Here is a 24,580-nt window from a genome sequence, read left to right on the forward strand (position 1 = left end):
AAAGATGAAATCAAAAAAAGCATTCACTCTGGCTGAACTTCTTGTAGTTGTCGCCATTATCGGTATTCTGGTAGCCATCAGCATTCCAGTCTTTACATCCCAGCGCAGCAAAGCAATTGTAGCGACAAACCGTGCGAACATTCGTGCAGCCAGAGCAGCGGTTTCGGCAGAGATTTACGATGGAAAAGCTTCAGATGCATGGGGAAAGAGTGTCTATCTGGTATATGATATCAAAACGGCACAGCTGACCGATTTTCCCAACTATGGTGGTAATCCGGATGCAGGAAATGGTCCGAATACAATGGGCGTGAAGTATCGGGAGGAAGCAGCGAAACCGGCAGTTTGTGATAAGATCATTGTTTATGTAGATCTGACTCAGAGAGAGGCAGAAAATATGATCCAAACAGCACCTTATTATACCGATGATGGAAAACTGGGAGAAGTACAGGGAAAAAATCCATTCGGACCGGGTGCCGGAAATTACTGGAACAGTAAAAATTAAGTATAACCATTTCACGGAGAAAACCAATGTTACACATCACCCCTACCCTCACACTCTACATCCTCACCCTCACCTTTTTCCTGGGCTGCTGTCTTGGCAGTTTCACGGACTGCCTGGCTATGCGCCTGTTATCCGGGGAGTCGGTGCTGCACGGTCGTTCCCACTGCGACAGCTGCGGTCATGTGCTTGGGGCGGCGGATCTGGTTCCGTTGTTTTCCTGGCTCTTTTTAAAAGGACGCTGCCGCTACTGCGGTGCAAAGGTCCCGGCGGAGTGTTTCTTTGTGGAACTTTTGGCGGGAGTCGGCTGCTGCATGGTAGTGTACCGCTATGATATATCGATCCTCAGTATGCGCGGCATTCTTTTGGGCATGATTCTTCTTGCCATGAGTCTGACGGATCTTCACAGCTTTACCATACCGGACCGTCTGCAGCTTGCAGGCTGTCTGGTATTTCTGGGAACGGCACTGTTTCTTCCACAACCGCTTACGGTTATACGCCGCGGACTGTTTTTGGGAATTGTGCTGGCAGGCGGGATGCTTGCTTTTTCGCTGCTTTATGACCGGCTGACCGGAAAGGAAAGCCTGGGCGGCGGCGATATCAAATTGTTTTTCATGACCGGTCTGTATCTGGGATCGGCATGGGAAATTTTGTTTTATCTGATCTTAAGCTGTCTGCTTGGGCTTGGGTTTGCGGTGCTGAGAAAAAGTCAGCGGATCCCGTTTGGTCCGGCTATTGCGGCAGCATGTTTTCTTATGCTATTATATGGACAAATCATGACCAGCTGGTATACCGGACTGTTTTGACGTGGATCATACAAAAATGTAGTTTTTGCAGATCTGAGAGACGTGGAACCGTTACAGAGTTTTCAAAACTTCGGGTATCTGCAACAGGAAATGGAGTACTTCAGATGAAAAATTGTTTAGGAATTGAAATCGGACATTACCGCGTAAAGATTGCCTACATGGAACGGGGAGAGTTAAAAAAATATGTCTCGGAGCGTATCGAGACAAAATCCATGACCGATATGCGGCTTTATGCGGAGTTTATACAGGATGTTTTGCATGAAAACGGGATTCTTTGCCGGAATGCAGTTTTTGTGCTGCGGCAGGATGACACTTATGTGAAGCGTCTGCAGCTTCCGCTTATGACGGTTGATCAGTTAAAGCTGAATCTTCCTTATGAGTTTCAGGATTACATTGGGGATCAGTTAAATGAGTACCAGTTTGACTATGCGGTGATCAGCCGAACGGAAGATCAGCTGGATCTTCTGGCCGCTGCATGCAAAAAAGAACTTTGCCAGCAGTTCCAGAAGTTTGCGAAGATGGCACGTTTGAAATTAGTGGGTCTGGTACCGGCGGTGGTAGGTCTGGAGCGGATTCTGGAGCATGCAAGCCAGAACACAGGAAGCCAGACTACAGCGAACAAGAGTACGGAAAGCAGGAATATAACCAGCCAGGGCTCAGACGAAATTTCTCTGGAAGATGCAGCAAAGATAACCGGTCAGACCGGACAGACACAGGACGGCAGACCGATGACAGAAAAGAAGGATTATGCGATTCTGGACCTTGGAACCAAGGCGCTGCGTATCCACTTCTTCCGCAAGGGCATTTATGACATTACCCGTACCATGGAGCCAGGCTGCGAGGAGATTGAACGTCTCCGCCGCGGTGACAAGGAGACGGTCATGGAAATGGATGTGGATGCGGAAGATGCATTCTGGAGTAAAAAGAGTGAGGAAGCGATCGACAAAGTCCTGGCAGACCGTTATCAGACCATTGCGGTACAGACTATGCGTGTCCTGAACTTTTACAGTTTCAACAATTCTGATAATACCATTGACACGCTGTATTATTGCGGAGGCGGTGCCCGTTACCAGGCGCTCATCGATACGATAAGCGATACATTAGACATTCTGGTAAAAAGCATTGGCGTTCTGCTTCCGGAAGTACATGAGGATGAAATGCCAGAGTGGAGGGACAGTCCGCAGACCTTTGGCGTTATGCTGACCTAAGGAGGAAGAAAACGTGGCTGATTTAAAATCCATTGCGAAGATACAGATCGGCGGTCCGAAATATCCGGACAAAAAACACATCAATCTGTATCAGCGTGAGTTTAAAAAGAGCAAGATTGCGCTGGAACTTTTGGTGTTTGCGGTATTTCTGGTATTTCTCCATTTCTTTGTCATATTTGGAGTGCAGGAACCGCTGCAGCATGCTGAGCGCGCGGAACTGACTTATCAGAGAATGGAAAAGCAGCTGGATTCGATCCGGCGCGCCAACCGTGTGATCACGGATGTGCAGAATGAGTATGCACACTATGGAAATTCCTGGCAGAATGAGACAGAAAAACAGACTCCGGACCGCCTGGTGATGTTAAATACCCTGAAAGAGCGGATATTCCCGCGGTGTAACAGCATTGATTCCGTATCCATTACGGAGGATCAGATGAATATCTCCTGTGTGCTTCCGAAGGGGACGGTACTTTCCGAACTGATCGGGCAGATTGAAGAGGATGAGGCAGTTTTCTACGTGACTGCTTCGCTGGAAGATGTTGGCGGCGATGAGGCAGATGCCAATTCTTCCGTTCTGGCGCTGAATAAGGAAGCAAAGGCAGAGATTACGGTATCATTCAGGAAACCGGGAGAGAGTGGGGAAAAAGAATGAAATCCATACTAAGCTATGTATTAACACGGACAGAAAAGATCGTATTGCTGATCCTTGTGGCGCTGTTTTTGCTGGCGGGCTGGTATATGGGAATCTATCATCCCATCCAGCTTCGGATCCAGGCGGCAGACACGACAGATCTGGAATCGGAAATGGAAATGGAACAGATGCGCGCAGCGAAGATCAAAGCAATGCAGGCGGAAATTGATGAAAATAAAAATGTAGGCGCACCTATGGTTCCGTCTTACAATAATTTCAAAAAAGAACTGGATGCATTGAATCAGACATTTGGTCAGGCTTACGAGTTCCATTTTCAGTTTTCTGAGCCGGAGGAAGATGGAAATACGCTGCGCCGCAATATGGCAGTTTCGTTTGCTGCGGACAATTACGACCATGCGGTGGAGATGATGCGGCAGCTGCAGGAAGGACCATACCGCATGATGATCCATGACGTAACCATATCCAGTGATTCGCTGACGGATGCAAATTATGCGGCAAATATCAAAACGGGAAGGGTTACCGTTGCGTTTTCCCTTACCTACTACGAGACAAAAGTGGAAGCAGAAAATTTAAACGGATTGTCTTCAGACACTCAGGATACGCAGGCGGCAGGAGATCTGGCAAATGCAGACTTGTCGAATCTGGAACGCTCGGAGCTTGAGACAGCAGCGGAGGCAGCTTTTGGAGAATAAACGATGAAAAGTTTTGCAGCAGAACGGTTAAAAAAAGAAGATGGAGCCAGTCTGGTGGCTGCACTGCTGTTTTTTGTGCTGTGCGGAGTTGGCGCTTCGGTGATCCTGGCATCGGCATCGGCTTCCGCCGGGAAGATGCAGCAGGTCCCGGCTGCGGACCAGAAGCGGTTTGCCGTGGAATCGGCTGCTGCGTTTTTGCGGGATGAACTGACAAGACCGGAAAATACGGTGAAGATCCGGGAAGTGTGGACGGTGATCGAGGGAGACCGCTCCGGAGAAGAAGACACGGTGAAGTATTATTATGTTGGAGCCGGGCAGAAACCAGACGAAGAATCGTCCTGGTCTGCATTTGCATCAGACAGTCAGGGAGAAGCCTTGCTGGATTCGTTCATTCAGTATTTTGACGTGCTGCTTCCAGACCGGGAAACAACACAGGCTGCGAAAACGACACAGGAGAAAACCCTTCCGTTGTTGGTAGAAGCAGGAAGAAGCAAAGGAACCCAAACGGTTATGGAAGAGATTGCGCCGTTAAAAACTTCTGTGAAACTTTTCATGGAACCAGACTATAAGATTACGGCGATCATTTCGGATATGCAAACCGATGAAAACCATCCGGAAGATCTTTGCGAACGCAAACTGACGGTACCGGCACAGGTCCTCGAAGACATTGACGTGGAAGTGGAAGACCATGAAGAAACCGATGCGGAGGGCAATGTCACGGAGGCATGGACCAAGACTACCATGACCCGTCTCACGACCATTCAGTGGCAACGGGGCACGATCGAGAGAATCCATCCGGAGAAAGGAACATCATGATGCAGATAGTACGGAAATGCAAAACGGCTGCGTGTCAGAAAGTGGTATCCACACAGGCGGAGACGCTGGCGGAGCTTTTGGTCTCTGTGCTGGTGATCTCCCTGGGGCTTGCGATGTTTGCCACAGCGCTGATGTCAGCCAGACGTATGCTTCAGCTTGGGGATACTGTGATGCAGACCTATTATGAAGGAAGAAATCTTCTGGATCTGGAAGCGGATGAGGCAAAAGAGTCTGCTGCTGCGGAAGTGGTGCTGGAAAAAGGGACCGGAAGTATCAATCTGGGTGCACCGCAAAGCAACTTAAGGACCGGACACCAGAAAAAAGGGCGGTATTCTGTGCAGCTGTATGCGGAAAACCGGAAAGATTCCGAAGCGGATAACAAAATTTACCGGTATCAATGGATGGAGTAGCAGACAAAAATATGAAGACTACTTTTTTTCAATATAAAAAAATGTACAATCGAATCGAGAACCGTCTGAAAGAAACATCTGCCATGACATTAACGGAGATGCTGGCAGCACTTCTGATCCTGTCGATGACAGCGGTTGCCATTGCAGGAGGTGTGACGGCTGTAAAGAATGCTTACCAGAAGGTCACACAAAAGGCGGAAGCCCAGCAGATCCTGTCTGCAACAGCAGAACTGATGACAGACGAATTATCGTCTGCCCTTGAAGAAGAAGATGGCGGCACGGATGGCTGGGATTTTTTAAGTGGGAAAAACGGAATCTGGATGCATTTTGAGAGCAATCATGAGCAGGGAATCTGTAAGGTTTATGGTGATGAGGAGCCTGGCACTTCAAACGGAGATCTCGGACAGAATACAGTGGAAGAAAACACGGCGGACAACTCTGACCAGGGAAGCAAAAACGGTGTTTCCGTTCCGCTGCTTTCCCAGGCAGCTATGGGAAACCTGTTTTATACGGACTACGACAGTTACATTTATGAAGATGGCTGTTTTAAGGTAAAGGATCTTGCGGTCTACTACCGGAACGAAGAAATAAACAGTGCGGAGCGGGTTCCGGCAGCGATTTTAAATGAGCTGGTGGTACGGGCAGTGAATCTTGGAGATACACAGTCATAGCAGAAAAACAGAGTATGAGAGAGACATAAAACAAATCCGTTGCTGGGAGCGCAGTGTGCAGGCAGCAACACAGATCCAACTGGAAGCTGGCAGGGAACAACCTGCACCAGCATGCAGGTTTTACCGGAGGATTAAGATCAATGGAAACTAGAGCAAGAAAACAGAAAAAAAGAAAGGGCGGATTTACACTGGCGGAATTTCTTGTGGTGATCGCGGTCACCATGATTCTTGCCGGTGTTTCTTTTGTTGCGGTCATCCGTTATCAGGGCAGGCTCAGACGCCTGGAGATGGATCAGACAGCAAAAGAAATCTTTCTGGCTGTCCAGAATAATCTGAGTCTGGATGCGTCTTCGGGTGTATTTGAGCGTCTGCTTGCTCAGAATTCAGGTGCACAAACGGAAGAAAAACTGGGCATTTCCCTTACGGCAGAGGGCTCGGAAGGCATTTACTGTATTCTTTATCAGCCGGATGGTGCAGATCCATGCTCTGAGGTCCGAACACGTCTGCTTCCGTTCGGTTCCATCGATGAGACCGTACGGATCAGCGGGAGTTACCTGGTTTTTTATGAGCCCGCGAAGGGAGCCGTGCGCGCGGTGTGGTATTCAGACCAATACGTCTTTGTGCGCGAAGATATCGAATCTACGGCACTTTCCGAGGCAGCTTTGGATGATACAAAACGGGAACATTATACCGGAATGAATGATGCGTTTGCCAGCCAGGGGCAGCCAGTCGGCTATTATGCAGGCGATGCTTCAAAAAGTCCGGAAATCATCAAACCATCCACGATTTTAAACCAGCCAAGGGTTGAAATTACCAATGACAGCATCCTGTATGCCGATGTCATCGATCCAAACCTGGAAAACAGCATTTCCCATGAAAACACCTATCAGGCAAAGCTGTATATCGAAGGTGTTACCAGTAAGGCGAAAGGCTGGTTCGATCTCAAGGCAGGCGGACGGATTTCCCAGATCATTACATCCAATGCCTATCGTGTGATTCTGGATGATATTACCACGGCAAATCATCATTTTGCGCAGTTGAATGATGTGGGAAGCGGAGTAACATTCCTGACAGAGAAACGCCTGATCCCGGGAGAGGATATCCGGTTATATGCACAGGTATCTGTTTTGGGACAGGCAGGTTCCATCGAAACCAGTACGGTAAGCCAGGAAAACAGCCTGTTTTCCGGAAAACGTACGGACAAAGTGCTTGTGTCGGATCTGCGTCATCTGGAAAATCTGGACTATAAGATCTCGAAATTCAATCCAGACTCCGACAACCAGAATCTGGGATTGAGCCCGCAGATCTTTGATGGGAAAAAGCAGTATACGGCGCTCCAGCAGTCCGATATTTCCTGGTCTGGTTTCGTACAGAATGTCCAGCTGGTTACAGGCAGCCATAATCCATCCGTTTACATGCTGGACTCCACAAACTATACGGACCCAGACTGCTTTTCGCCGGTCAGTCCGCAGTTTGCCCTGGACTACCGGGGAAACAACTGCATGATAAGTGATCTTACCGTGAAAACCTCCGGAGAGGAGTCTGGCGGACTGTTTGGAAATGTAACAAGAAACTTAAAGGTAAGTCAGTTAAGCTTAAACCAGATCGATGTTGCCTCATCGGCGAGTGCAGGCGCACTGATCGGATGCGGAAAAGCAGCAGATTTGACGATCCAGGTCGACAATGTGAAAATTTTTTATCCCAGCGTGCTGACATCCGGCACAAAGGGAGGCATGACTTCTTCCAAAGAAATTGATGCCGGATCCGTTATCGGAAACTTTGACGGAAAGGAGCTTACGGTTCAAGATACCATTGCGGCGAACCAATTCTGGAAACAGCTCTCTGCACCGCAGGATATCCTTTCCAGACAGGATGAGACTGCATGCCGGATCCGTTCCGTATGGGGAATTGCCGGTGGTCTGGCTGGTGCAGTCCGGGGAAGTGTCCACTTCCAAAACAGCGCGTCTGCCGTTTATGTGGATGCAAGGGATTATGCAGGCGGTTTGATTGGAACTGTGCGGACGGTTTCTGGAAATCAGGCGGTTTCTATCGATAGCTGCTATGTGGGTGGTCATACATCCGGAAAGAACTTTTTATCTGACCCGGTACCGGGCGATGAACACGATGCTTACGACCAGACACCGGGGCGCTTCAATATCGTATCCCGCAATAATACTGCCGGTGGACTGGCAGCCGTGCTTCCGGCTGTAAGCACAGTCAGTCATACGTATGTATCAGCTTCGGTTTATGCGAAAGCACATGGAGATATTGTAAAAACAGAAATTCCGGAAAGCCAGGAAAATCCGGATGCCTCTGAAACTTTCGAAGCTGCAGGGACAACACCGCAGGCTCCGGAAGCAGCCGAGCAGCAAAAAAAGGCAGCATTCGTTGCTTTGTTCGGGGATACCGAACGCGGCAATGCAGGACAGGGCGGCGCGGGCGATCTGCAGGGAGCAGCGGCCTCCGATCCCCGTTTCTCCTACTGCTATACCGCAGTCTGGATCAATGGAGCTAGGGCGTTGGTGTATTCCGACGCCTGGAAAGACAAATTCGAAGAAGAAAATGCATTCCACAGCAAGGCGATGCCTTACGATCCGGAACTGAAAACCAAGTTGGAAACAGAGCCGGAAACGCGGTATCCGATGCCGACCGTGTATCATTTAAACGCATTGGACCGTGCAAATGAAACTGCGCAGAATCTTCCGGGATTTCTCAAGCTTCATGTGGGAGACTGGCAGGAGAGCGGGAAAGAGGAAGCGGCAGAAAACGGACTGACCATGCATAATGGGAATCAGCTCTGGGTGGATTATGTCATGGATATGCCAGGCGAAACGGAAACGAAATATCTGACTTTTTCTGTGAAAGGAGAAACCAGCAAAGTCACAAAATATTTTATTTTGAAGATAGAAGCAGACCTGGATCAGGCACAATTTTATGGAGATACGAATGCAGCTTCAATCGTGGAACTAAAAGAAAAGGTAAATGATTCAGGAGTTCAATGGAAATGGAGCAGGATTCAGGCTTTTGAGAAGGAAGAAGCGAAACGGTTTAAACTATCAAAGATTGGCACTTCCCAGATTCAGGTACGTTTTTATCTGGACAGTAAGGCGTTTATGCGATGCGCATTTAAGTATCTTCAGGATGGATTCCTGGGTGGAGAAGATGTGACCGTGAAAGCGGATGAGAGTGGAGAAATTCCACCGGATGACAAAAAGGGCATAACGAAAAACAGTTATTTTCAGTCTTTAACACAACTGGAAGATGGGACATACTGTGCAGCTGTTTCCAATGCCAGACATCTGATAAACTTAAGTTTTTGTGATACCAATCCATTTAAGATTACAAAAGTGGAACAGACGGATAATATTCTCTGGCAGCCGGATACGGATTCGGAACATGGCATCACAGCGGAAACAGAAGCATACTGCAAAGAACTTGCAGAGGTATATCCGGGAGTTCCGGTCCAGATTTTTGATTCTTATCAATCCGGAGCTGACAGCTATACAAAACCAGGAAGTTTTAAATGCATCGAAAATTCCGATATTACGTTATATGACGGGAAAAATCATACCATTGTAGGGCTGGAGATTACACCACAGAATAATTTCAGAAATGGATGGAAGAATGCGGAAGCACTTTTTCTGGAAAATGCGCATTTGGAAGTCCGGAATTTGAATTTGAAAGATCCGAAAATCGAGGGAAAAGGAACTGCTGCAGCCATTATTGCATTTGCAAAGGGAAATTCTGACGCAAACAGTTATCTGCACTTAACAAACATCAATATTTATGGCGATTCCCTGCACGTCTATGCGAATAATGGAGATTATGGATACGTGGGCGGTGCGGTGGCTTTTTCGGATGTTCGTGATCTGGCATTGGATCATGTGCGCATCTATGGAAAAGATGCACTGCTTGACCGGAATGGCGGTCAGAGTATAGGCGGACTGATCGGTTATGCACAGATGGGACAACATTTAAAAATCAGTCAGTCTGTATTCTCTGGATTTATAAATGGAAATGAATGTGAAAATGGAACGGGAGGTCTGATCGGATGGCTGAACGTTCCGGAAGGTCCAACACAGGAGCCGGCTGAAATTACGGAATGTTACGTAGCCGGCAGAAATCAGTCGTATGCGCAGAGCCAGGCAACGGATCTCCTGACAAACGGGGCAAGCATTTCCGGGCGGAGACCGGTTGGTGGTCTGATCGGTATGGCACAGGGACCCGTTAGGATTTCAAAAACATTCAGTACTGCCAGTCTGTACGATACACGTTTAGGCTGGAGAGGTGGTTTTGGCGGTCTGATCGGTATTTATTCTGGAAATGCGAAAATGGAAGTAAGTGACTGCTATTTTGCAGGAAAGCTGCTTGGCGCAGCAGAATACGGGGAGTGGGATCAGACAACGGGAATTCTGGTTGGAAGTCTTGGCGATAACAAGCAGGCAGACTGTATTGTATTTCGTCAATGCGGATATCATCTGTCAGGCGCAGGGGACAAAATCATTGGTTCGCCTGGCATCACATCGGACAGTCAGGTAAATGAAAGATATCTAAAACCAAATATGACGGATGAAGGTTATGATTCGTTGGTTACAGATGCATATGATGAAAAATTGAAAAATAATTCTTTCCCATATAAAATCTGGACGACGGAAGCAGGTGAAGATGGCGTGGAACGGAAAACTTACCGCGGTGACTGGATTCAGTAATTTGCATTGATGTTCTTTCGTATTTTTATCATAATGAATTCCAACAAGCTCAGGTTTATCAATCAGCCATGGTGGAGGATGGATATTGTGGACATTTTTGAAGCAATATGAAACGAAATGATACATTTTTTGCTTTTGAAACAAAAACACCGATTTTTGAAACGTAGCGTTTTGAAACGGTTATGATTGTGAAAAACATGTTAAGATTGAAACAAGGTTTTTTCATAAACATTGCCAGGAGAAAAGGAACGCGCGTATCAAATTATGTTAATAAATTTACAAAATAAAAATAGCTTTGAGAGTTGGCATGTACCTTGCTTATTAAATAATCAGAACATAAATGCAAAAAAGGGTGCATTTAAAGAGAAGGAGGGTATTATCATGGCAATAAAACCAGTAATTGGTGTACTACTTGGGGATGCTGCGGGTGTAGGACCGGAACTTGTGGCAAAATGTGCAGCAGCAAATTTTTATGAGGAGTATTGCAAACCAATCGTAATCGGAGACCTGCGCGTATTAGAGCGTGCACTGAAGGTGATTGGGGCAGAAGACAAGGTAAAGCTTCAGGTAATTTCTGATGTCGATGCGGCAGACTGGAGCAAGGGACTTCCGGTTCTCGACCAGAAAAACCTGGATCCGGCTGAGGTTCCGTTTGGAACAAAGACGGTAGTAAGCGGAAAAGCGTGCCTGGATATGTTAAAGCTTGGTGTAGAGCTGTGGCAGGCAGGCAAAATCGGCGGTTATGTATTCGGACCATTAAACAAAGCTGGCATGCATGATGCAGGTCTGACGTTAGAGAGTGAGCATCATTATCTGGCGCAGCTTCTGGGACACACAGATCCATTCGGTGAGATCAATGTAACCAATGGATTATATACGACCAGAACAACCAGCCATATTCCGATCGCACAGGTAAGCGCTGATTTAAGCGAGAATGATGGACTCCGCATCAAGAGAGCCATCCGTCTTTCTTATAAGACTCTGACTGGTGCAGGCATTGAGAATCCGAGAATCGGCGTTGCTGCTTTGAACCCGCATTGCGGTGAAAACGGTGACTGCGGACGTGAGGAGATCGATGTGATCACACCTGCAATCGAGTGGGCGAAGAAGGAAGGCATCAACGCTTCCGGTCCATATCCGTCCGATATTGTATTCCACAAAGCTCTGGTAAAGAAAGAGTTCGACGGCGTTGTTACCATGTATCACGACCAGGGACAGATTGCACTGAAACTGATCGGATTCGAGGGAGGCATTACCGTTGCAGGTGGTTTCCCGATTCCGATCGTAACTTGCGGACATGGAACTGCTTATGATATTGCCGGAAAGGGTGTAGTAACCACCGCATCCTTTGAAAATGCTGTAAAACAGTGTGCTACCATGGCTGCTGTAGCAGCAAAATAATTGTTTTATTTCACTGCCAACTGGTTTGAATTTTGATTGCATACGGGAAAGGGACTCCGAAAGGGGTCCCTTTCCCGTATGCTCATTTTCGGTTCATGAAAAATGAAATATAGAAAATGAAACATGATGAAACAAAATTAAACATGAAACAAATAATAGAAACATTTTTGCAGGAAATAAAACGATATTGGCAAAAAGTATGGTAATCAAACAAAAAAGCAGAGAGCTGATTGTGCGAAATAACTATGATATTATGGGGCCTGGATGAAAAAATGGGGGAAATCACTGAAAAAATATCAACATGGCACGGGAATTGCTTTATATAGAGTCATCAGGATGTTCTAAAAAGAACGCAACAAGGAGGAGGTAACAAAGTGAAAAGGTTTGGTTCAAAGCAGCTGATCCCAATCGCAATGGCACTGATGGGAGTGGTGTTTGCGGTCATCGGATTTACACAGCTGGGGTTCTGGGATAAAGAACCGAAGCCGGGATTTTTCCCAAGCATCATTGCCATTGTCATGGTGATTTCCAGTGTGGCGGCATTCTTTCAGACCCTGAAGGAGGAAGATAAGCCGCAGTACAACAAAAATGAACTTCTTGTCATTGCCGGTGGTGCCGGTGTGATCGCCGGAAGTTTTATTATTGGCATGATCCCGATGATCTTTCTGTACGTGCTCTTCTGGCTTCTGGTCATCGAGAAAGGAACACCGATCCTGCATATCGTGATTATCGAAGCAATCGTAGCGATCATTGTGCTGGGTGTTTTTGCCGGATGGCTTCAGGTACAGTTCCCGTGGGGGCTGTTCGAAAACTTTATGTAGGAGGAACGGAACATGGAAAACTTTTCAATGCTGCTTCAGGGATTCGGCACAGCGTTGACTCCGATGAACATTGGAGTATGTATGCTGGGTGCGGTCCTTGGACTGATCGTAGGCGCAATGCCTGGCATTGGTTCTCTGGCCGGTGTTGCACTGCTCTTGCCGCTGACTTATAAGTTCAATCCGGCAACTGCGATCATCATGCTGGGCGCCCTGTACTATTCTAATATGTACGGCGGCAGCTTCAGTGCGATTCTGTTAAATATCCCGGGCGATTCCCCGGCGGTCTGCACAACTCTGGATGGTTACCCGATGGCGACCAAGAGAAAAAGACCGGGTCAGGCACTTCTGACCGCAAACATGGCATCCTGCATCGGCGGTACCATTGGTATGTTCATTCTGACCTTCATGGGACCTGGCCTTGCAAACCTGGGCCTGAAATTTGGTCCTTCCGAGATGACTGCGATCCTGCTGATTGCAATGACTTCCATTAGCTGGCTGGTTGGTGAAAACCCGATCAAGGGTGTTGTCATTACCTGCTTCGGTATTTTACTTGCAAGCATGGGTATGGATACCTTATCCGGTGCTCCGCGTTATGAGTTCGGAAGCATGCATCTGCTGGGCGGTATTCCGTTTACCCCGTTCGTAATCGGCGCCGTAGGTTTTGCACAGGTGATCAAGCTGATCAATGACCGCGACTCGGATAATGAGAAACGTGCAGGTTCGGCAAAACATGAAATGAAGCTTTCTATCCGCGGATCCATGCTGACCGGACATGACTTCAAGCGTCTGCTTCCGCCGGCACTCCGCTCCGGATTTATGGGAACTTTCATCGGTGTTCTTCCGGGAGCAGGTGCTACTACCGGTTCTTTCATGGGCTATGCGGTGCAGAAGAAATTTAAGAGTGAGGAACCTCTTGGAACTGGTGCGATCGAAGGTATCGCGGCAGCAGAGGCAGCAAACAACGCAGCAGCAGCTGGTGCATTCGCACCGCTTCTTGCACTCGGTATTCCAGGATCCGGAACTGGCGCAGTACTGCTTGGCGGCCTGATGATGTGGGGATTATCTCCGGGCCCGCTGCTGTTTGAGAATGAGCCGGAATTCTGCTGGGGCCTGATTGCTTCCCTGTATCTGGCAAATATCTTTACCCTGCTGGTAGCAATCTGCATCATCCCATTCCTGATCCAGATTTTATCAGTTCCGGTAAAATATATGATCCCGATCATCACGGTAGTCTGCATCGTAGGTGCATACAGTACCAGCAACTCTATGTACGGTGTAATCATCATGTTCGTGTCCGGTATTGTGGGATACCTTCTGAATAAGAACAACTTCCCGTCTGCACCGATGCTTTTGTCCTTTGTACTGGCACCGCTTCTGGAAAACAACATGCGTAAGGCATTTATCCTTTCCGGCGGCAGCTTAAGCATTTTCTTTACCAGACCGATCACCTGTGTACTGATGATCATTTTCTTTGCAATCATTCTTGTTTCAGTTCTGCGTCCGATCCTTGCGAAAAAGAAAGGCGCAGCAGCGTAAAACAAACGTATTAACCAGAAATAAAGAAATGGAGGGTTTACATTTATGAAAAAGAGACTTTTAGCAGGTATTTTAGCAGGCGTTATGGCAGCATCCGTACTGACTACCGGATGTGGTGGCAGCAAAGACATCAAAGACGGAAAATTTACTCCTTCTAAGACTATCCAGTGGATGTGTACATCCAGTGCAGGCGGCGGTTCTGATATCTTTACCCGTAAGATCGGCGATATCATGACATCTGCAAACCTGGTAAACGGACAGACTATCGTAGTAACCAATAAGACCGATGGTTCCGGTGAGGTTGGCCGAAATGAAGTTGCAGGTCTGACAAAGAATGCGGATTACCAGCTCTTAACCTTTAACAGCGGCGACTTAATGCCAATGGTTACCAACACCAAGAACCGTTCCTCTAATTTCCGTATCCTTGCAGTCATGGCAGTGGACAAGCAGCTGTTATTCAAAGGAAAAGATGCGCAGTATGACACCTTTGCTGATGTAATTGATGCAGTAAAATCCGGAACTAAAGTTGTAATCGGTGGTTCCAAGGGTGATGATATCGCAACCTACCAGGCTCTGATCGCAGAACTGGGGGTAAGTGAAGACCAGCTGGCTTACATTACCTACGACTCCACCGGCGATGCGATTACCGCAGCTCTGGGCGGACACGTGGAGTTTGTTATTGCAAAACCGGCAGCAGCTTCTGAGTATGTAGAGGCTGGCTCCCTGGTTCCGATCCTTGCACTGGCAAATGAGCGTTACACCGGCAACCTGGCAGATGCACCTACCTTAAGCGAAGTTGGCGATTACAACAACGTAGAAGTTCCGGTATGGCGTGGTGTAGCAGCTCCGGCAGCAATGAGCGACGAGGCAGCAGCTTACTGGAGTGAGACCTTAAAGGCAGTTTCCGAGACCGACGCATGGAAGACCGAGTACATTGAGGCAAATAAGCTGATCGCGGAGTACATGGATACTGCAACTGCAACGGATTACGTTACCAACTACGAAGCGGATTATATGGCTGAGAATGGAATCCAGTAAATTTCATCGTATAAAACGGACATAAAAGTCAGGGCGTGAGAAAAAGAAATGTTCCTTTTTCTCATGCCCTTTTTGCGTGTTACCGGACAATGATCTTGTATTTTTTCATTTTTCTCCACAGTGTGCTTTTATCAATCCCGAGGAATTCTGCGGTTTTGGATCGATTATTGTGGAAGGTGCAGAGTGCTTTTAAGATTTCCTCGCGTTCGTCATACGGAGAATAGGAAGGTGGGATTTCTTCCAGTACCTGGCTTGGAACCGGCTGTTTTGTTATGCCGGCAGCATCTGGAAGAACCCGGAGGATGTCTGCAGGGCCGGCAAGCGGCACCTGGCTGAGAATGCAGATGCGCTGGCAGAAGTTTCGCATTTCCCGGATATTTCCCGGCCATGGATAGCGAAGAAGCAGGTCAGCGCCTTCAGTAGAAATTCCCTCCAGAATGCAGCCGGTGCGTTCATGTTCATAGGAAATAAGCTGGTTGAGCAGAAAAAGAACATCCTGTTCCCGGCTTCTCAGAGGAGGAAGGTTCAGCTCTAAAACATCCAGACGGTAGAGCAGATCCTGCCGGAAATTTCCATTTGCGACCTCTTCTTTTAGGTTTTTGTTGGTGGCTGAGATGACCCGGACATCGACCGGAATTACGGTGTCGCTTCCAAGACGCACAACTTCCCGTTCCTGCAGGACACGCAGCAGACGGCTCTGGAGTTTTTGGGAGACATCGCCGATTTCGTCTAAGAAGATAGTCCCTTTATGCGCAAGCTCGAAAAATCCCATTTTTCCACCTTTTGCAGCGCCGGTAAAGGCTCCTTCCACATAGCCGAACAGTTCGCTTTCCAACAGATTTTCCGGGAGGGCCGAGCAGTTGATCGCTACAAACGGGTGGTTTTTTCTGGGGCTGGAATTGTGAATGCTTTGTGCAAACAATTCTTTTCCGGTTCCGGTTTCGCCATAGATCAGAATATTGGAGTCGGAATAGCTGTAAGTCATGGCATCTGAGATCACGGCATCCATGATTTTGCTTTTGTGCATGATGTTGGAAAAGTGATATTTGGCCTGAAAGGTAGAATGGCGCAGATTTTTTCGAACCTGCAGTTCATCTGCCTGGATCCGGCTCGTGTCCTGAAAGGTCAGTACACATCCGGAGTTTTCGCTGTGTTCCAGCATAGGAACACAGTTTACCATCAAATGGTATGTAGCATAGATATAAATCTCGGAGAGGAGTTTTTTTCCGCCTTTGATCACTTCTTCAATGGGAAGCTTTGGGAAAAACTCGCGAATGTTCCGCCCGGTTAACATGGCATGACCGGAATCAAGGATGGAGTAGCAGTAGTTATTTGCGAAGATGATCGAACCGTCCGGGTCAATCGAGATGATTCCCTGAAACGAATAGTTCATGATATTGGCAATCTGTGCGCTGCGCATCTTTTCTTTTAGATCGATCTCGGCAGCAGATTTTGCTTCCGAAATGGCATTGTTGATGGCTTCACGGCCAGATTCGATCATGACAGCCGGAAGGTTGTATTTTTTTGCAAATTCAACGGCAGTGTAGTTTCCGACCAGCATTTCACAGCCATCTGCGATCGCTTTTTGTATGGTTTCATCGAGCAAAAGTTCTGAAGTGACCGGGTAGGAAGAAAGACGGATGTCCGGAAAGGCATCCTGGATCGTTTCGACACCGTAGATCATATTAAAAGCCCCGGTGATCGCGATGTGGGAAATGTCAGGTTTTTGTTTTCTGGCTTTCAGGACAGCGGCAATGACATCGTAACCACCTACTTTGAGTTCTGCGCAGAGACAGCCGCGCTGTTTCATCGTCAAAGCGGAGAAGCCGCGGGCAATGACAACATCGGCATTTAAGTCATAGAGCGGGTTATTGTAAAAATCCTGAACGATGCTGCAGGTGATCTCATCCTGGTCGGGACGTTCTTTTAGGACCTGTTCGATGGACGAAACAATCTGTGGGTAAGGTGCGTAAAAAATAATGCGGACCATAAAAACCTCCATGATGATAGAACGTAAAATGAAAACAGGGATAGAGCTATTATAAAATAGGTTTTGCGGAAAGAAAAGAAAGAAATTGCAAAAAATTGCATATTGATTTTCAAACAGATAAAAATGCAATGAAATGCAACTTATTGCAATGATTGCGAGAAGGAAAGAAGGCAACTTAGAAAGAAATTGAAAGAAAAAATATAAGTTCTATGGTGATAATAAATGAAAAATCAGAATTGGTTTTGTAGATATTACACAAAGAAATGGACGAAATTAGAAAAAGAAAAAAAGAAATCCACAAATGAGAAAAGTAGGCACGGTCTTTGCTTTATAGAAGGTCAGAACTGGTTCAAGAAGCAAATGGATGTAATCAACTATTTTATGGAGGGTACTAGTTATGATAGGAAATGTCAGAATACTCGGAACAATGAAAAAATTCCCGGCCGGTGCGATGGTCATTCCGCTGCTGCTTGGCTGTACGGTCAATACATTTTTCCCGGAGGCGCTGAAGATCGGAGGATTTACCACAGGACTTTTTAAGAATGGAATTCCGACTTTGATCGGTCTTTATCTGTTTTGCAGCGGTGCGACGATTGACGTGAAAGCAGCAGGTGAAACCGTATACAAAGGAGTACTTTTGACAGCATTAAAATTCTTCGGTGGATTTGGAATCGGACTTCTGTTAAATACATTGTTTGGAGAAGCTGGATTTCTGGGCCTGCTGCCGCTTGCAGTAATCGGTGCAGTAACGAACTCCAATGGCGTTATTTATGCAACACTCGCCGGTGAGTATGGAGAAGAGTCTGATGTAGGTGCAACCGCGATCCTGACCTTAAATGACGGACCGTTTTTCACGATGATCGCACTTGGAACTGCCGGAATCGGTAAATTCCCGATTACCGCGATCATGGCAAGCATCATTCCGCTGATCATTGGTTTTATCATTGGTAACTTAGACCACGAGTGGAGAGAAACACTTGCAACGGCAATGGCACTGCTTCCGCCGTTCAATGGATTTTGCCTGGGTGCCGGAATGAGTTTCTTTACCATTGCAGGTGCTGGTTTCTCTGGTGTTCTTCTTGGTCTTATGACGGTTGTGGTCACAGGCGTTTTGACCTTTATTGTTTACAGCCTGATCCGCCGGAAAGCAGATCCGATGGGCGCAGCGATTGGTACGGTAGCAGGAGTTGCCGCAACAACACCTGCAGCGATCGCTGAGGCAGACCCGTCTTTTGCACCGCAGGTTGAAACTGCAAGTGCGCAGATTGCGGCAGCTACCATTGTAACAGCAATCGTAACCCCGCTTCTGGTTGCTTTTCTTGCACGCTTTTCAAAGAAGTTTAATGAAAAACACGGGCTGGGCAGAGCAAAAAAAGAGTTGGCTGCTGTTTCTGAGTCTACAATAAAGCAGGCTCAGGAAGCCGTATAGAAGTAAGAAAACGGCGATAAGAGATGACGAAACATGGTTGGAAACAACGAAAAAAATGAAAAAGCGGCGTAAGCAGGAGGAAACGAACATGAATGATATGATTTTGAAAGCAGACCGCGTTCTGCTTGGTGAAGATTTAATCCCAAAAGAAAATATGGCAGTCATTGTCCGCGAAGGAAAAATCGAGGACATTCTTCCCCAGGCAGAATGTCCGGAAATCCCGGGTGCAGAGGTAATCGAGTTCAAGGACAAAACCCTTATGCCTGGTATGATCGAATGCCATAACCACCTTTCGATTGATGCCACGATTCCGGAACATCTGGAACTTCTGGCATGGAGCACAGAGTGTGAACTGACGCTGATCGCACTTGACGGCTTCCGGAAGGATCTGATGAGCGGCGTAACGACAGCACGCTGCATGGGCGACCGCTTCTATATAGATGTAACGCTGAAAAAGTTGATTCAGCAGGGAAAGGTGACTGGTCCGAAGCTTCTGGCTGCCGGGATTGGCATGAAGGGAAGCCATGGCGCAGGATACATTGGCGCACCACATTGCGGCGTGGAGGAGATCCGCAAAACGACCCGCGAAAATTTAAAGAAAGGTGTCGATCTGTTAAAACTCTTTATTACGCCGGGAGTTCCGGATCCGGACAGTGAATTTGTTCCAAGTTTTTTAAGTCTGGAGGAAATCGCAATGGCAGTGAATGAGGGTGCGAAAAAAAATACTCCGGTTGCCGCGCACTGCATTGGTGGTCAGGGATTAAAAGATTGTATCGACGGCGGCGTGCAGGTGATCGAGCATATGTACATGTGCACACCGCAGGATGCAGAATGGCTGGCAAAATCGAATTGTGTTGTTGATTTCACTTCCGGTATTTTCCTGGATCCAACGCGTGAAGAAACCTTATCCGCGAACAACGCGTACCGGGTACGAAAGAACCGCCCGCGTGTCCGCGAAAGACTGAAACTTCTTATGAGCACCGGTGTCCCGTATGTGCTTGGAACGGATGCCTACCATGGTTATCTCTATCGTGAGGTTGGTTATGCAGTAGAGCTTGGTTCTGATGTTGTGACAGCATTAAAAGGTGTTACGTCCAATGCGGCGAAAGTATGCGGACTTGGAGATAAGATCGGAAGTCTGAAAAAAGGGTATGTGGCTGATATCATTGCAGTGGATGGAAATCCTCTGATGGATGTGACCTGCCTTTCCAAAGTGCCATTTGTCATGCAGGATGGCAAGGTGATGAAACAGGAATAGTATGTTTCAAAAATGTTTCACGGAACAAAATAAAACGTCTTGAGAAACAAAATGAAACATTTGCATGGAGGGCGAAACACAAAAAGAGCGAAAATGAAATCCGCAGCTGCAAAAAAATGGTCAGAATGGTTTGGAAAATGTACATGAAATGCAAAATAAGACTTGGCACGCGTTTTGCTTTATATTACAGCATAAGGAACTTAAGGAAAAGAAAAGGAGTGAGGGTATGAAGTTATGTTATCAGGTTGCCACACCGGATGTTGCGATTGCAGATTCCGTGACGGCATACCAGGGACCGCTGGAGAAAAGCTTTTCCGATCTGGCAAAGCTTGGATACCAGGGCGTTGAGCTGATGACGTTAAACCCGTCAGAGCTTGACTGGGATTTTGTAAAATGTGAGGCAGAAAAAAACGGCTTGAAGGTGGTTCTGGTCTGCACTGGTGAAATCTTCGGCCAGCTGGGACTCAGCTACACAAACCCGGATCCGGAGAACCGGAAAGAGGCGATCCGCAGAAGTAAGGAAATCATCGACTTTGCGGCATATTTGGGGGCAAACATCAACATCGGCCGTGTCCGTGGGCAGTACTGCAAGGAACTGACCAGAGAGCAGACGGAGGAGCTTGCGATCGCGGCATTCCGGGAGCTGGCTGACTATGCTGCACCGAAAAACGTGCAGATCGCCCTGGAAACCGTTACCATCATGCAGACGAATTTTATCAACACCTGTGCTGAGGGGGCCGATATGGTAGACCGGGTAGACCGGAAAAACTTCCGCCTGATGTTAGATGTGTTCCACTTAAATCTGGAAGAAAAGAATCTGTTCGATGCGATCCGCCAGTATAGTCCGTACAACATTCATGTACATCTGGCAGATAACAACCGCCGTTACCCGGGCCAGTGCGGACTGGATTTTGAAAAGATCATTTCTACGTTTAAAGAGTGCGGATATGACGGTGCCTTTACGACCGAGATCTTCCAGCTGCCGAGCATGGAAGGCGCAGCAAAAGGCGCAGCCGCGTATCTGATCCCGATCTTCGAAAAGGTATACGGACCACTGAAATAGGAGGGACTATGAAAAGTATTGCGCTGATCCATACCGTGAAAACGGTGGCAGCTTCGTTTGACCAGAAGCTGCGTGATTATGTGGGGGAACCGGTAAAGATCCACAACCTGTGGGACGATTTTCTTGCCAACAATCCGAATGAGATCGGAACATTTACCATAGAAAACCGATGCCGCCTTTACAACGACATCAAATCCGCTGAGATGACAGATGCTGACATGATCGTGGTGACCTGTTCGACCCTGACTCCGGTTGTAAACATGATTCGCCCCTTTGTGAAAGTTCCGCTGATTGCCATTGATGATGCAATGGGAAGAAAAGCGGTTACTTACGGGGATAAGATCCTGGTTCTTGCGACGGCAGGCAGCACCGAAGGACCGATGCGGGAAAAGTTAAACGCAGAGGCAGCAAAATTAAATAAGACCATTTACATTGATTTCAAAGCAAACGCAGAAGCATTCCAGGCGATGAAAGCAATGCAGATGGACCGCCACGATGCGATCCTTCTGGAGATGGCAAAAGAAATTTCCGGTTATGACTGTGTGGTGCTGGCTCAGGCGTCCATGGCACATCTGGATAAAAAAATCGAAGAAATCTGTAAGATTCCTGTCCTGTCAAGCCCGGAGCTTTGCTTAGAGCAGGTGAAAGAAACATTGAAAACCATTTAAAGAAAAGGAGACTACTGACATGACCAACGAAAAGAAACAGGAGTTGGATGCTCTTTGCCTGAAATTCAGACGTACCCTGATTGAAATTTTACATGAGAGACAGACCGGACATCCGGGCGGATCTCTTTCCGTGTGCGAGATCCTGACAAACCTTTACTTCAATGATGCAAATATCTCCCCGGAGAATATCAATGACAGAAGCCGCGACAAGATTGTACTCTGTAAAGGCCATGCAGCACCGATGCTGTATCTGGAACTGGCTGAGAAAGGTTTTTTCCCAATGGAGGAGATGCATACCCTTCGGCAGATCAACAGCCGCCTGCAGGGGCATCCGTGTTCCAAAGAGACTCCTGGCGTAGAAGCTTCTACCGGTCCTCTGGGCGCTGGCTATCCGTTCGCTCTGGGTATTGCTCTTTCCGATATGCATGATGGAATTGATGCCTACACCTATGCGATCCTTGGCGACGGCGAGATCAATGAGGGTGTGGTATGGGAGACCTGCATGAATGCTTCCAAATTCAAGGCAGACCGCCTGATCTCCATTCTGGACTGGAACGGCGTACAGTTAGACGGTACCACTGAGCAGATCATGCCGATGGGGGATATTGAACTGAAGTTTAAGGCATTTGGATACAATACCATTGTCTGCGACGGACACAATGTGGCTGCACTCAGCGCAGCAATCGAGACTGCAAAATCCGTAAAAGGTGTTCCGAGCATCATCCTGGCGAAGACCGTAAAGGGCAAAGGGGTATCCTTCATGGAAGGAAAGAATACCTGGCATGGCGCTCCGGTTAAGGATGCCGACTATGAAGCAGCGATGAAAGAACTGGGAGGTGTACGGTAATGGGAAAAGCAATTCGTGATGTATATGGAGAATGTCTGAAAAAATATGGAGCAACCAATGAAAATATCGTAGTTCTGGATGCAGATGTATCTGGTTCCACCAAATCTGCAATGTTCGGCAAGGAATATCCGGACCGTTTCTATAACTGTGGCATCAGTGAGTATGCCATGATGGGCATGGCAGCAGGTATGGCAAAGAGCGGCAAAATCCCGTTCGTCAATACCTTCGCAGTATTCTTAACTACCCTGGGTTCTCTGGCAGCAAGAACCTTCATGTCTTACTCCGGACTGCCGATCAAGATGATGGGAGGCTACGGCGGATTATCTGACGCATTTGACGGTGCTACCCACCATGCACTGGAAGACATCGCCATGATGCGTACCCTTCCGGGCGTGAACGTGATGGTTGCTTCCGACGCACAGATCACTGACTGGATGGTGAAAACCGCAATCGAAGTCAATGAGCCGATGTACATCCGTCTTTCCAGAGATGCTGCACCGGACTGCCACCCGGAGAATGCGAAGTTTGAGTTTGGCAAGGGCATGGTTGTAAGAGAGGGCAGCGACGTTACCATCATTGCATGCGGCCTTATGGTAAGCACCGCGATCACTGCAGCTGAGATACTGGAGAAAGAGGGCATCAGCGTAAGAGTGGTTGATATGTACTGCATCAAACCGATCGACGCAGAGCTGATTGAGAAGTGTGCGAAAGAAACCGGCGCGATCGTAACGGCAGAGGAGCACAGCGTGATCGGCGGTCTTGGCGGAGCAGTCAGCGAAGTTCTGGCAAAAAGCGGCAGTCTGGTTCCGGTTGAGATGGTCGGCATGCAGGATCGCCACGGCGAGTCCGGACCTTACAGCGAGCTGTTAAAGAAATACGGTCTGGATGCAGATGCAGTTGCACAAGCAGCAAAGAAGGCAGCTGCAAGAAAGTAAAAGAGGAAAATCGTATGGAAAAATCCATGAAGCGGTATATGAAGGTCGGTACGATCCTTCATGTATCCTATAAAGAAGTGGGTTCCGGAGAAGGTCCAATCCTGGAGTGTTTAAAAAAGATCACGACGGATCCCTATTTTGAGGCTGTGGAAGTTGCACATATGAAAGATGCACAGGTGCGAAAGAAAGCGGTCGGGATGATCTCCTGTGCTCACATGGTCACTGCCTATGGCGGTCAGGGTCTGATGCTTGGGGCCGGGTTAAACATCAATGACCTGAAGGAAGAAGGCCGTCAGAAAGCCATTGCAGCCCTGAAAATGGGAATTGATGAAGCCTATGAGATCGGCGCACAGGATTTTTCATTTCTGGCAGGGAGGTATGAAGATGCGACCATGGAAGAATCTTTCCAGGCACTGCTTGCTTCGACCAGAGAACTCTGTGCGTATGCAAAGTCAAAAGGAAATATGCCGATTCTCTGCGAGGTATTCGACTATGACATCGCGAAGAAATCGCTGATCGGTCCGGTAGACCGGGTAAAGCGTTATGCAGAAACGATCTGTGCGGAGTATGACAATTTCGGTCTTATGGTAGATTTAAGCCACATCCCGATGATCCACGAGACCATCGAGGAGAATCTGCTTCCGGTCCGCAAATTTATCCGTCACGCCCATATGGGCAATACCGTCATCAAGAGTCCGGAATGTCCGGCATATGGTGATGAGCATCCGCGTTTCGGTTTCCCGAACAGTGAGAATGATGTAACGGAGCTGGCAGATTACCTGCGGCTTCTGCTGGAAATCGGATTTTTAAACGAAGAGAAACGCCCGATCGTCAGCTTTGAGGTAAAACCATTTGAGGACGAGGACCCGGATCTGTGCCTGGCCGGTGCAAAAAGAACACTTGACCTGGCGTGGGAACTTGTTTAAATTAGAACTATCCAACAATTTCACAATTTATGAGCAGGAGGATGAAAAACATGAGAGAGTCTATTCACAAATATTTTCAGGTAGGTACCATTCGCTGGATGTCTTTTCCGAACAGAAGCGTTGTTGACCAGGTAAAACGGATCGCAGTGGATGATTATTTTGATGCCATCGAGGTTACCAAATGTGCAGACGACGCAGAGCGCGA

The 24,580-nt window shown here is 47.6% G+C and carries 21 protein-coding genes; 20 read left to right on the top strand and 1 reads right to left on the bottom strand.

What is annotated here, in order from left to right:
* The first annotated feature begins 4 nt into the window (after positions 1–4).
* The 13 genes from DXB18_RS08225 to DXB18_RS08285 all read left to right on the top strand — a co-directional run bounded on the left by DXB18_RS08225 (position 5) and on the right by DXB18_RS08285 (position 15,259).
* Complete coding sequence (locus tag DXB18_RS08225) at positions 5–502, top strand: type II secretion system protein (protein WP_207665774.1); 498 nt, start codon at positions 5–7, stop codon at positions 500–502.
* Between the two features lie 26 nt (positions 503–528).
* Complete coding sequence (locus DXB18_RS08230; RefSeq protein WP_118707130.1) at positions 529–1,305, top strand: A24 family peptidase; 777 nt, start codon at positions 529–531, stop codon at positions 1,303–1,305.
* A gap of 104 nt (positions 1,306–1,409) precedes the next feature.
* Complete coding sequence (pilM, locus tag DXB18_RS08235; RefSeq protein WP_182430515.1) at positions 1,410–2,513, top strand: pilus assembly protein PilM; 1,104 nt, start codon at positions 1,410–1,412, stop codon at positions 2,511–2,513.
* A 13-nt stretch (positions 2,514–2,526) separates the two neighbouring features.
* Positions 2,527–3,165, top strand: coding sequence for a hypothetical protein (locus DXB18_RS08240; protein ID WP_118707134.1), 639 nt, complete (start codon positions 2,527–2,529; stop codon positions 3,163–3,165).
* The gene (locus tag DXB18_RS08245) at positions 3,162–3,857 is read left to right on the top strand and encodes a hypothetical protein (protein ID WP_118707136.1); all 696 of its coding nucleotides are present in this window, start codon (positions 3,162–3,164) and stop codon (positions 3,855–3,857) included. Before DXB18_RS08240 ends, DXB18_RS08245 begins: the two co-directional genes overlap by 4 nt.
* Before the next feature lie 3 nt (positions 3,858–3,860).
* Complete coding sequence (locus DXB18_RS08250; RefSeq protein WP_118707138.1) at positions 3,861–4,673, top strand: hypothetical protein; 813 nt, start codon at positions 3,861–3,863, stop codon at positions 4,671–4,673.
* A complete protein-coding gene (locus tag DXB18_RS08255) occupies positions 4,670–5,083 on the top strand; it encodes a hypothetical protein (RefSeq protein ID WP_118543237.1) in 414 nt (137 codons plus the stop codon). The genes DXB18_RS08250 and DXB18_RS08255 overlap by 4 nt, the downstream gene beginning before the upstream one ends.
* 41 nt (positions 5,084–5,124) lie before the next feature.
* Positions 5,125–5,754, top strand: a complete 630-nt coding sequence (locus tag DXB18_RS08260; protein WP_207665775.1) for a type II secretion system protein — start codon at positions 5,125–5,127, stop codon at positions 5,752–5,754.
* A gap of 140 nt (positions 5,755–5,894) precedes the next feature.
* Positions 5,895–10,463: a type II secretion system protein gene (locus tag DXB18_RS08265; protein ID WP_118707142.1), complete on the top strand. Its 4,569-nt coding sequence runs from the start codon at positions 5,895–5,897 to the stop codon at positions 10,461–10,463.
* Between the two features lie 381 nt (positions 10,464–10,844).
* On the top strand, positions 10,845–11,864 hold the full coding sequence (locus tag DXB18_RS08270; RefSeq protein WP_118543234.1) for a 4-hydroxythreonine-4-phosphate dehydrogenase PdxA: 1,020 nt from the start codon (positions 10,845–10,847) through the stop codon (positions 11,862–11,864).
* A gap of 374 nt (positions 11,865–12,238) precedes the next feature.
* Complete coding sequence (locus DXB18_RS08275) at positions 12,239–12,685, top strand: tripartite tricarboxylate transporter TctB family protein (protein WP_118543233.1); 447 nt, start codon at positions 12,239–12,241, stop codon at positions 12,683–12,685.
* 12 nt (positions 12,686–12,697) lie between these two features.
* Positions 12,698–14,221: a tripartite tricarboxylate transporter permease gene (locus tag DXB18_RS08280; RefSeq protein ID WP_118543232.1), complete on the top strand. Its 1,524-nt coding sequence runs from the start codon at positions 12,698–12,700 to the stop codon at positions 14,219–14,221.
* A 45-nt stretch (positions 14,222–14,266) separates the two neighbouring features.
* Positions 14,267–15,259 carry a tripartite tricarboxylate transporter substrate-binding protein gene (locus DXB18_RS08285; protein WP_118543231.1) on the top strand — a complete coding sequence of 331 codons (993 nt, stop codon included), beginning with the start codon at positions 14,267–14,269 and terminating at the stop codon, positions 15,257–15,259.
* Between the two features lie 79 nt (positions 15,260–15,338).
* Here the strand turns inward: DXB18_RS08285 and DXB18_RS08290 are convergent, their stop codons facing one another.
* Entirely contained in the window at positions 15,339–17,249 is a 1,911-nt protein-coding gene (locus DXB18_RS08290; RefSeq protein WP_118707144.1) for a sigma 54-interacting transcriptional regulator, read from the bottom strand.
* A 397-nt stretch (positions 17,250–17,646) separates the two neighbouring features.
* Between DXB18_RS08290 and DXB18_RS08295 the strand changes: the two genes are divergently transcribed.
* From DXB18_RS08295 to DXB18_RS08325, 7 genes are all read left to right on the top strand, one after another.
* Positions 17,647–18,678: a 2-keto-3-deoxygluconate permease gene (locus tag DXB18_RS08295; RefSeq protein WP_118707146.1), complete on the top strand. Its 1,032-nt coding sequence runs from the start codon at positions 17,647–17,649 to the stop codon at positions 18,676–18,678.
* Positions 18,679–18,766: 88 nt separating this feature from the next.
* Positions 18,767–19,936, top strand: coding sequence for an amidohydrolase family protein (locus DXB18_RS08300; protein WP_118707148.1), 1,170 nt, complete (start codon positions 18,767–18,769; stop codon positions 19,934–19,936).
* Positions 19,937–20,162: 226 nt separating this feature from the next.
* Positions 20,163–20,999 (top strand): sugar phosphate isomerase/epimerase, encoded by an 837-nt coding sequence (locus DXB18_RS08305; RefSeq protein ID WP_118707150.1) that lies wholly within the window; start codon positions 20,163–20,165, stop codon positions 20,997–20,999.
* Positions 21,000–21,007: 8 nt separating this feature from the next.
* Complete coding sequence (locus DXB18_RS08310; RefSeq protein ID WP_118707152.1) at positions 21,008–21,667, top strand: aspartate/glutamate racemase family protein; 660 nt, start codon at positions 21,008–21,010, stop codon at positions 21,665–21,667.
* A 19-nt stretch (positions 21,668–21,686) separates the two neighbouring features.
* A complete protein-coding gene (locus DXB18_RS08315; protein WP_118707154.1) occupies positions 21,687–22,514 on the top strand; it encodes a transketolase in 828 nt (275 codons plus the stop codon).
* On the top strand, positions 22,514–23,449 hold the full coding sequence (locus DXB18_RS08320) for a transketolase C-terminal domain-containing protein (protein WP_118707156.1): 936 nt from the start codon (positions 22,514–22,516) through the stop codon (positions 23,447–23,449). The genes DXB18_RS08315 and DXB18_RS08320 overlap by 1 nt, the downstream gene beginning before the upstream one ends.
* A gap of 14 nt (positions 23,450–23,463) precedes the next feature.
* A complete protein-coding gene (locus tag DXB18_RS08325) occupies positions 23,464–24,375 on the top strand; it encodes a TIM barrel protein (protein WP_118707158.1) in 912 nt (303 codons plus the stop codon).
* The last annotated feature ends 205 nt before the right edge of the window (positions 24,376–24,580 follow it).

The sequence above is a fragment of the Clostridium sp. OM02-18AC genome, assembly GCF_003481825.1.
Taxonomy (GTDB): domain Bacteria; phylum Bacillota; class Clostridia; order Lachnospirales; family Lachnospiraceae; genus Brotaphodocola.

Coding starts and splice junctions, on each gene's coding strand:
- DXB18_RS08225 (WP_207665774.1), top strand. CDS start 5: ATGAAATCAAAAAAAGCATTCACTCTGGCTGAACTTCTTGTAGTTGTC.
- DXB18_RS08230 (WP_118707130.1), top strand. CDS start 529: ATGTTACACATCACCCCTACCCTCACACTCTACATCCTCACCCTCACC.
- pilM (WP_182430515.1), top strand. CDS start 1,410: ATGAAAAATTGTTTAGGAATTGAAATCGGACATTACCGCGTAAAGATT.
- DXB18_RS08245 (WP_118707136.1), top strand. CDS start 3,162: ATGAAATCCATACTAAGCTATGTATTAACACGGACAGAAAAGATCGTA.
- DXB18_RS08250 (WP_118707138.1), top strand. CDS start 3,861: ATGAAAAGTTTTGCAGCAGAACGGTTAAAAAAAGAAGATGGAGCCAGT.
- DXB18_RS08255 (WP_118543237.1), top strand. CDS start 4,670: ATGATGCAGATAGTACGGAAATGCAAAACGGCTGCGTGTCAGAAAGTG.
- DXB18_RS08260 (WP_207665775.1), top strand. CDS start 5,125: ATGTACAATCGAATCGAGAACCGTCTGAAAGAAACATCTGCCATGACA.
- DXB18_RS08265 (WP_118707142.1), top strand. CDS start 5,895: ATGGAAACTAGAGCAAGAAAACAGAAAAAAAGAAAGGGCGGATTTACA.
- DXB18_RS08270 (WP_118543234.1), top strand. CDS start 10,845: ATGGCAATAAAACCAGTAATTGGTGTACTACTTGGGGATGCTGCGGGT.
- DXB18_RS08280 (WP_118543232.1), top strand. CDS start 12,698: ATGGAAAACTTTTCAATGCTGCTTCAGGGATTCGGCACAGCGTTGACT.
- DXB18_RS08285 (WP_118543231.1), top strand. CDS start 14,267: ATGAAAAAGAGACTTTTAGCAGGTATTTTAGCAGGCGTTATGGCAGCA.
- DXB18_RS08290 (WP_118707144.1), bottom strand. CDS start 17,249: ATGGTCCGCATTATTTTTTACGCACCTTACCCACAGATTGTTTCGTCC.
- DXB18_RS08295 (WP_118707146.1), top strand. CDS start 17,647: ATGATAGGAAATGTCAGAATACTCGGAACAATGAAAAAATTCCCGGCC.
- DXB18_RS08300 (WP_118707148.1), top strand. CDS start 18,767: ATGAATGATATGATTTTGAAAGCAGACCGCGTTCTGCTTGGTGAAGAT.
- DXB18_RS08305 (WP_118707150.1), top strand. CDS start 20,163: ATGAAGTTATGTTATCAGGTTGCCACACCGGATGTTGCGATTGCAGAT.
- DXB18_RS08310 (WP_118707152.1), top strand. CDS start 21,008: ATGAAAAGTATTGCGCTGATCCATACCGTGAAAACGGTGGCAGCTTCG.
- DXB18_RS08315 (WP_118707154.1), top strand. CDS start 21,687: ATGACCAACGAAAAGAAACAGGAGTTGGATGCTCTTTGCCTGAAATTC.
- DXB18_RS08320 (WP_118707156.1), top strand. CDS start 22,514: ATGGGAAAAGCAATTCGTGATGTATATGGAGAATGTCTGAAAAAATAT.
- DXB18_RS08325 (WP_118707158.1), top strand. CDS start 23,464: ATGGAAAAATCCATGAAGCGGTATATGAAGGTCGGTACGATCCTTCAT.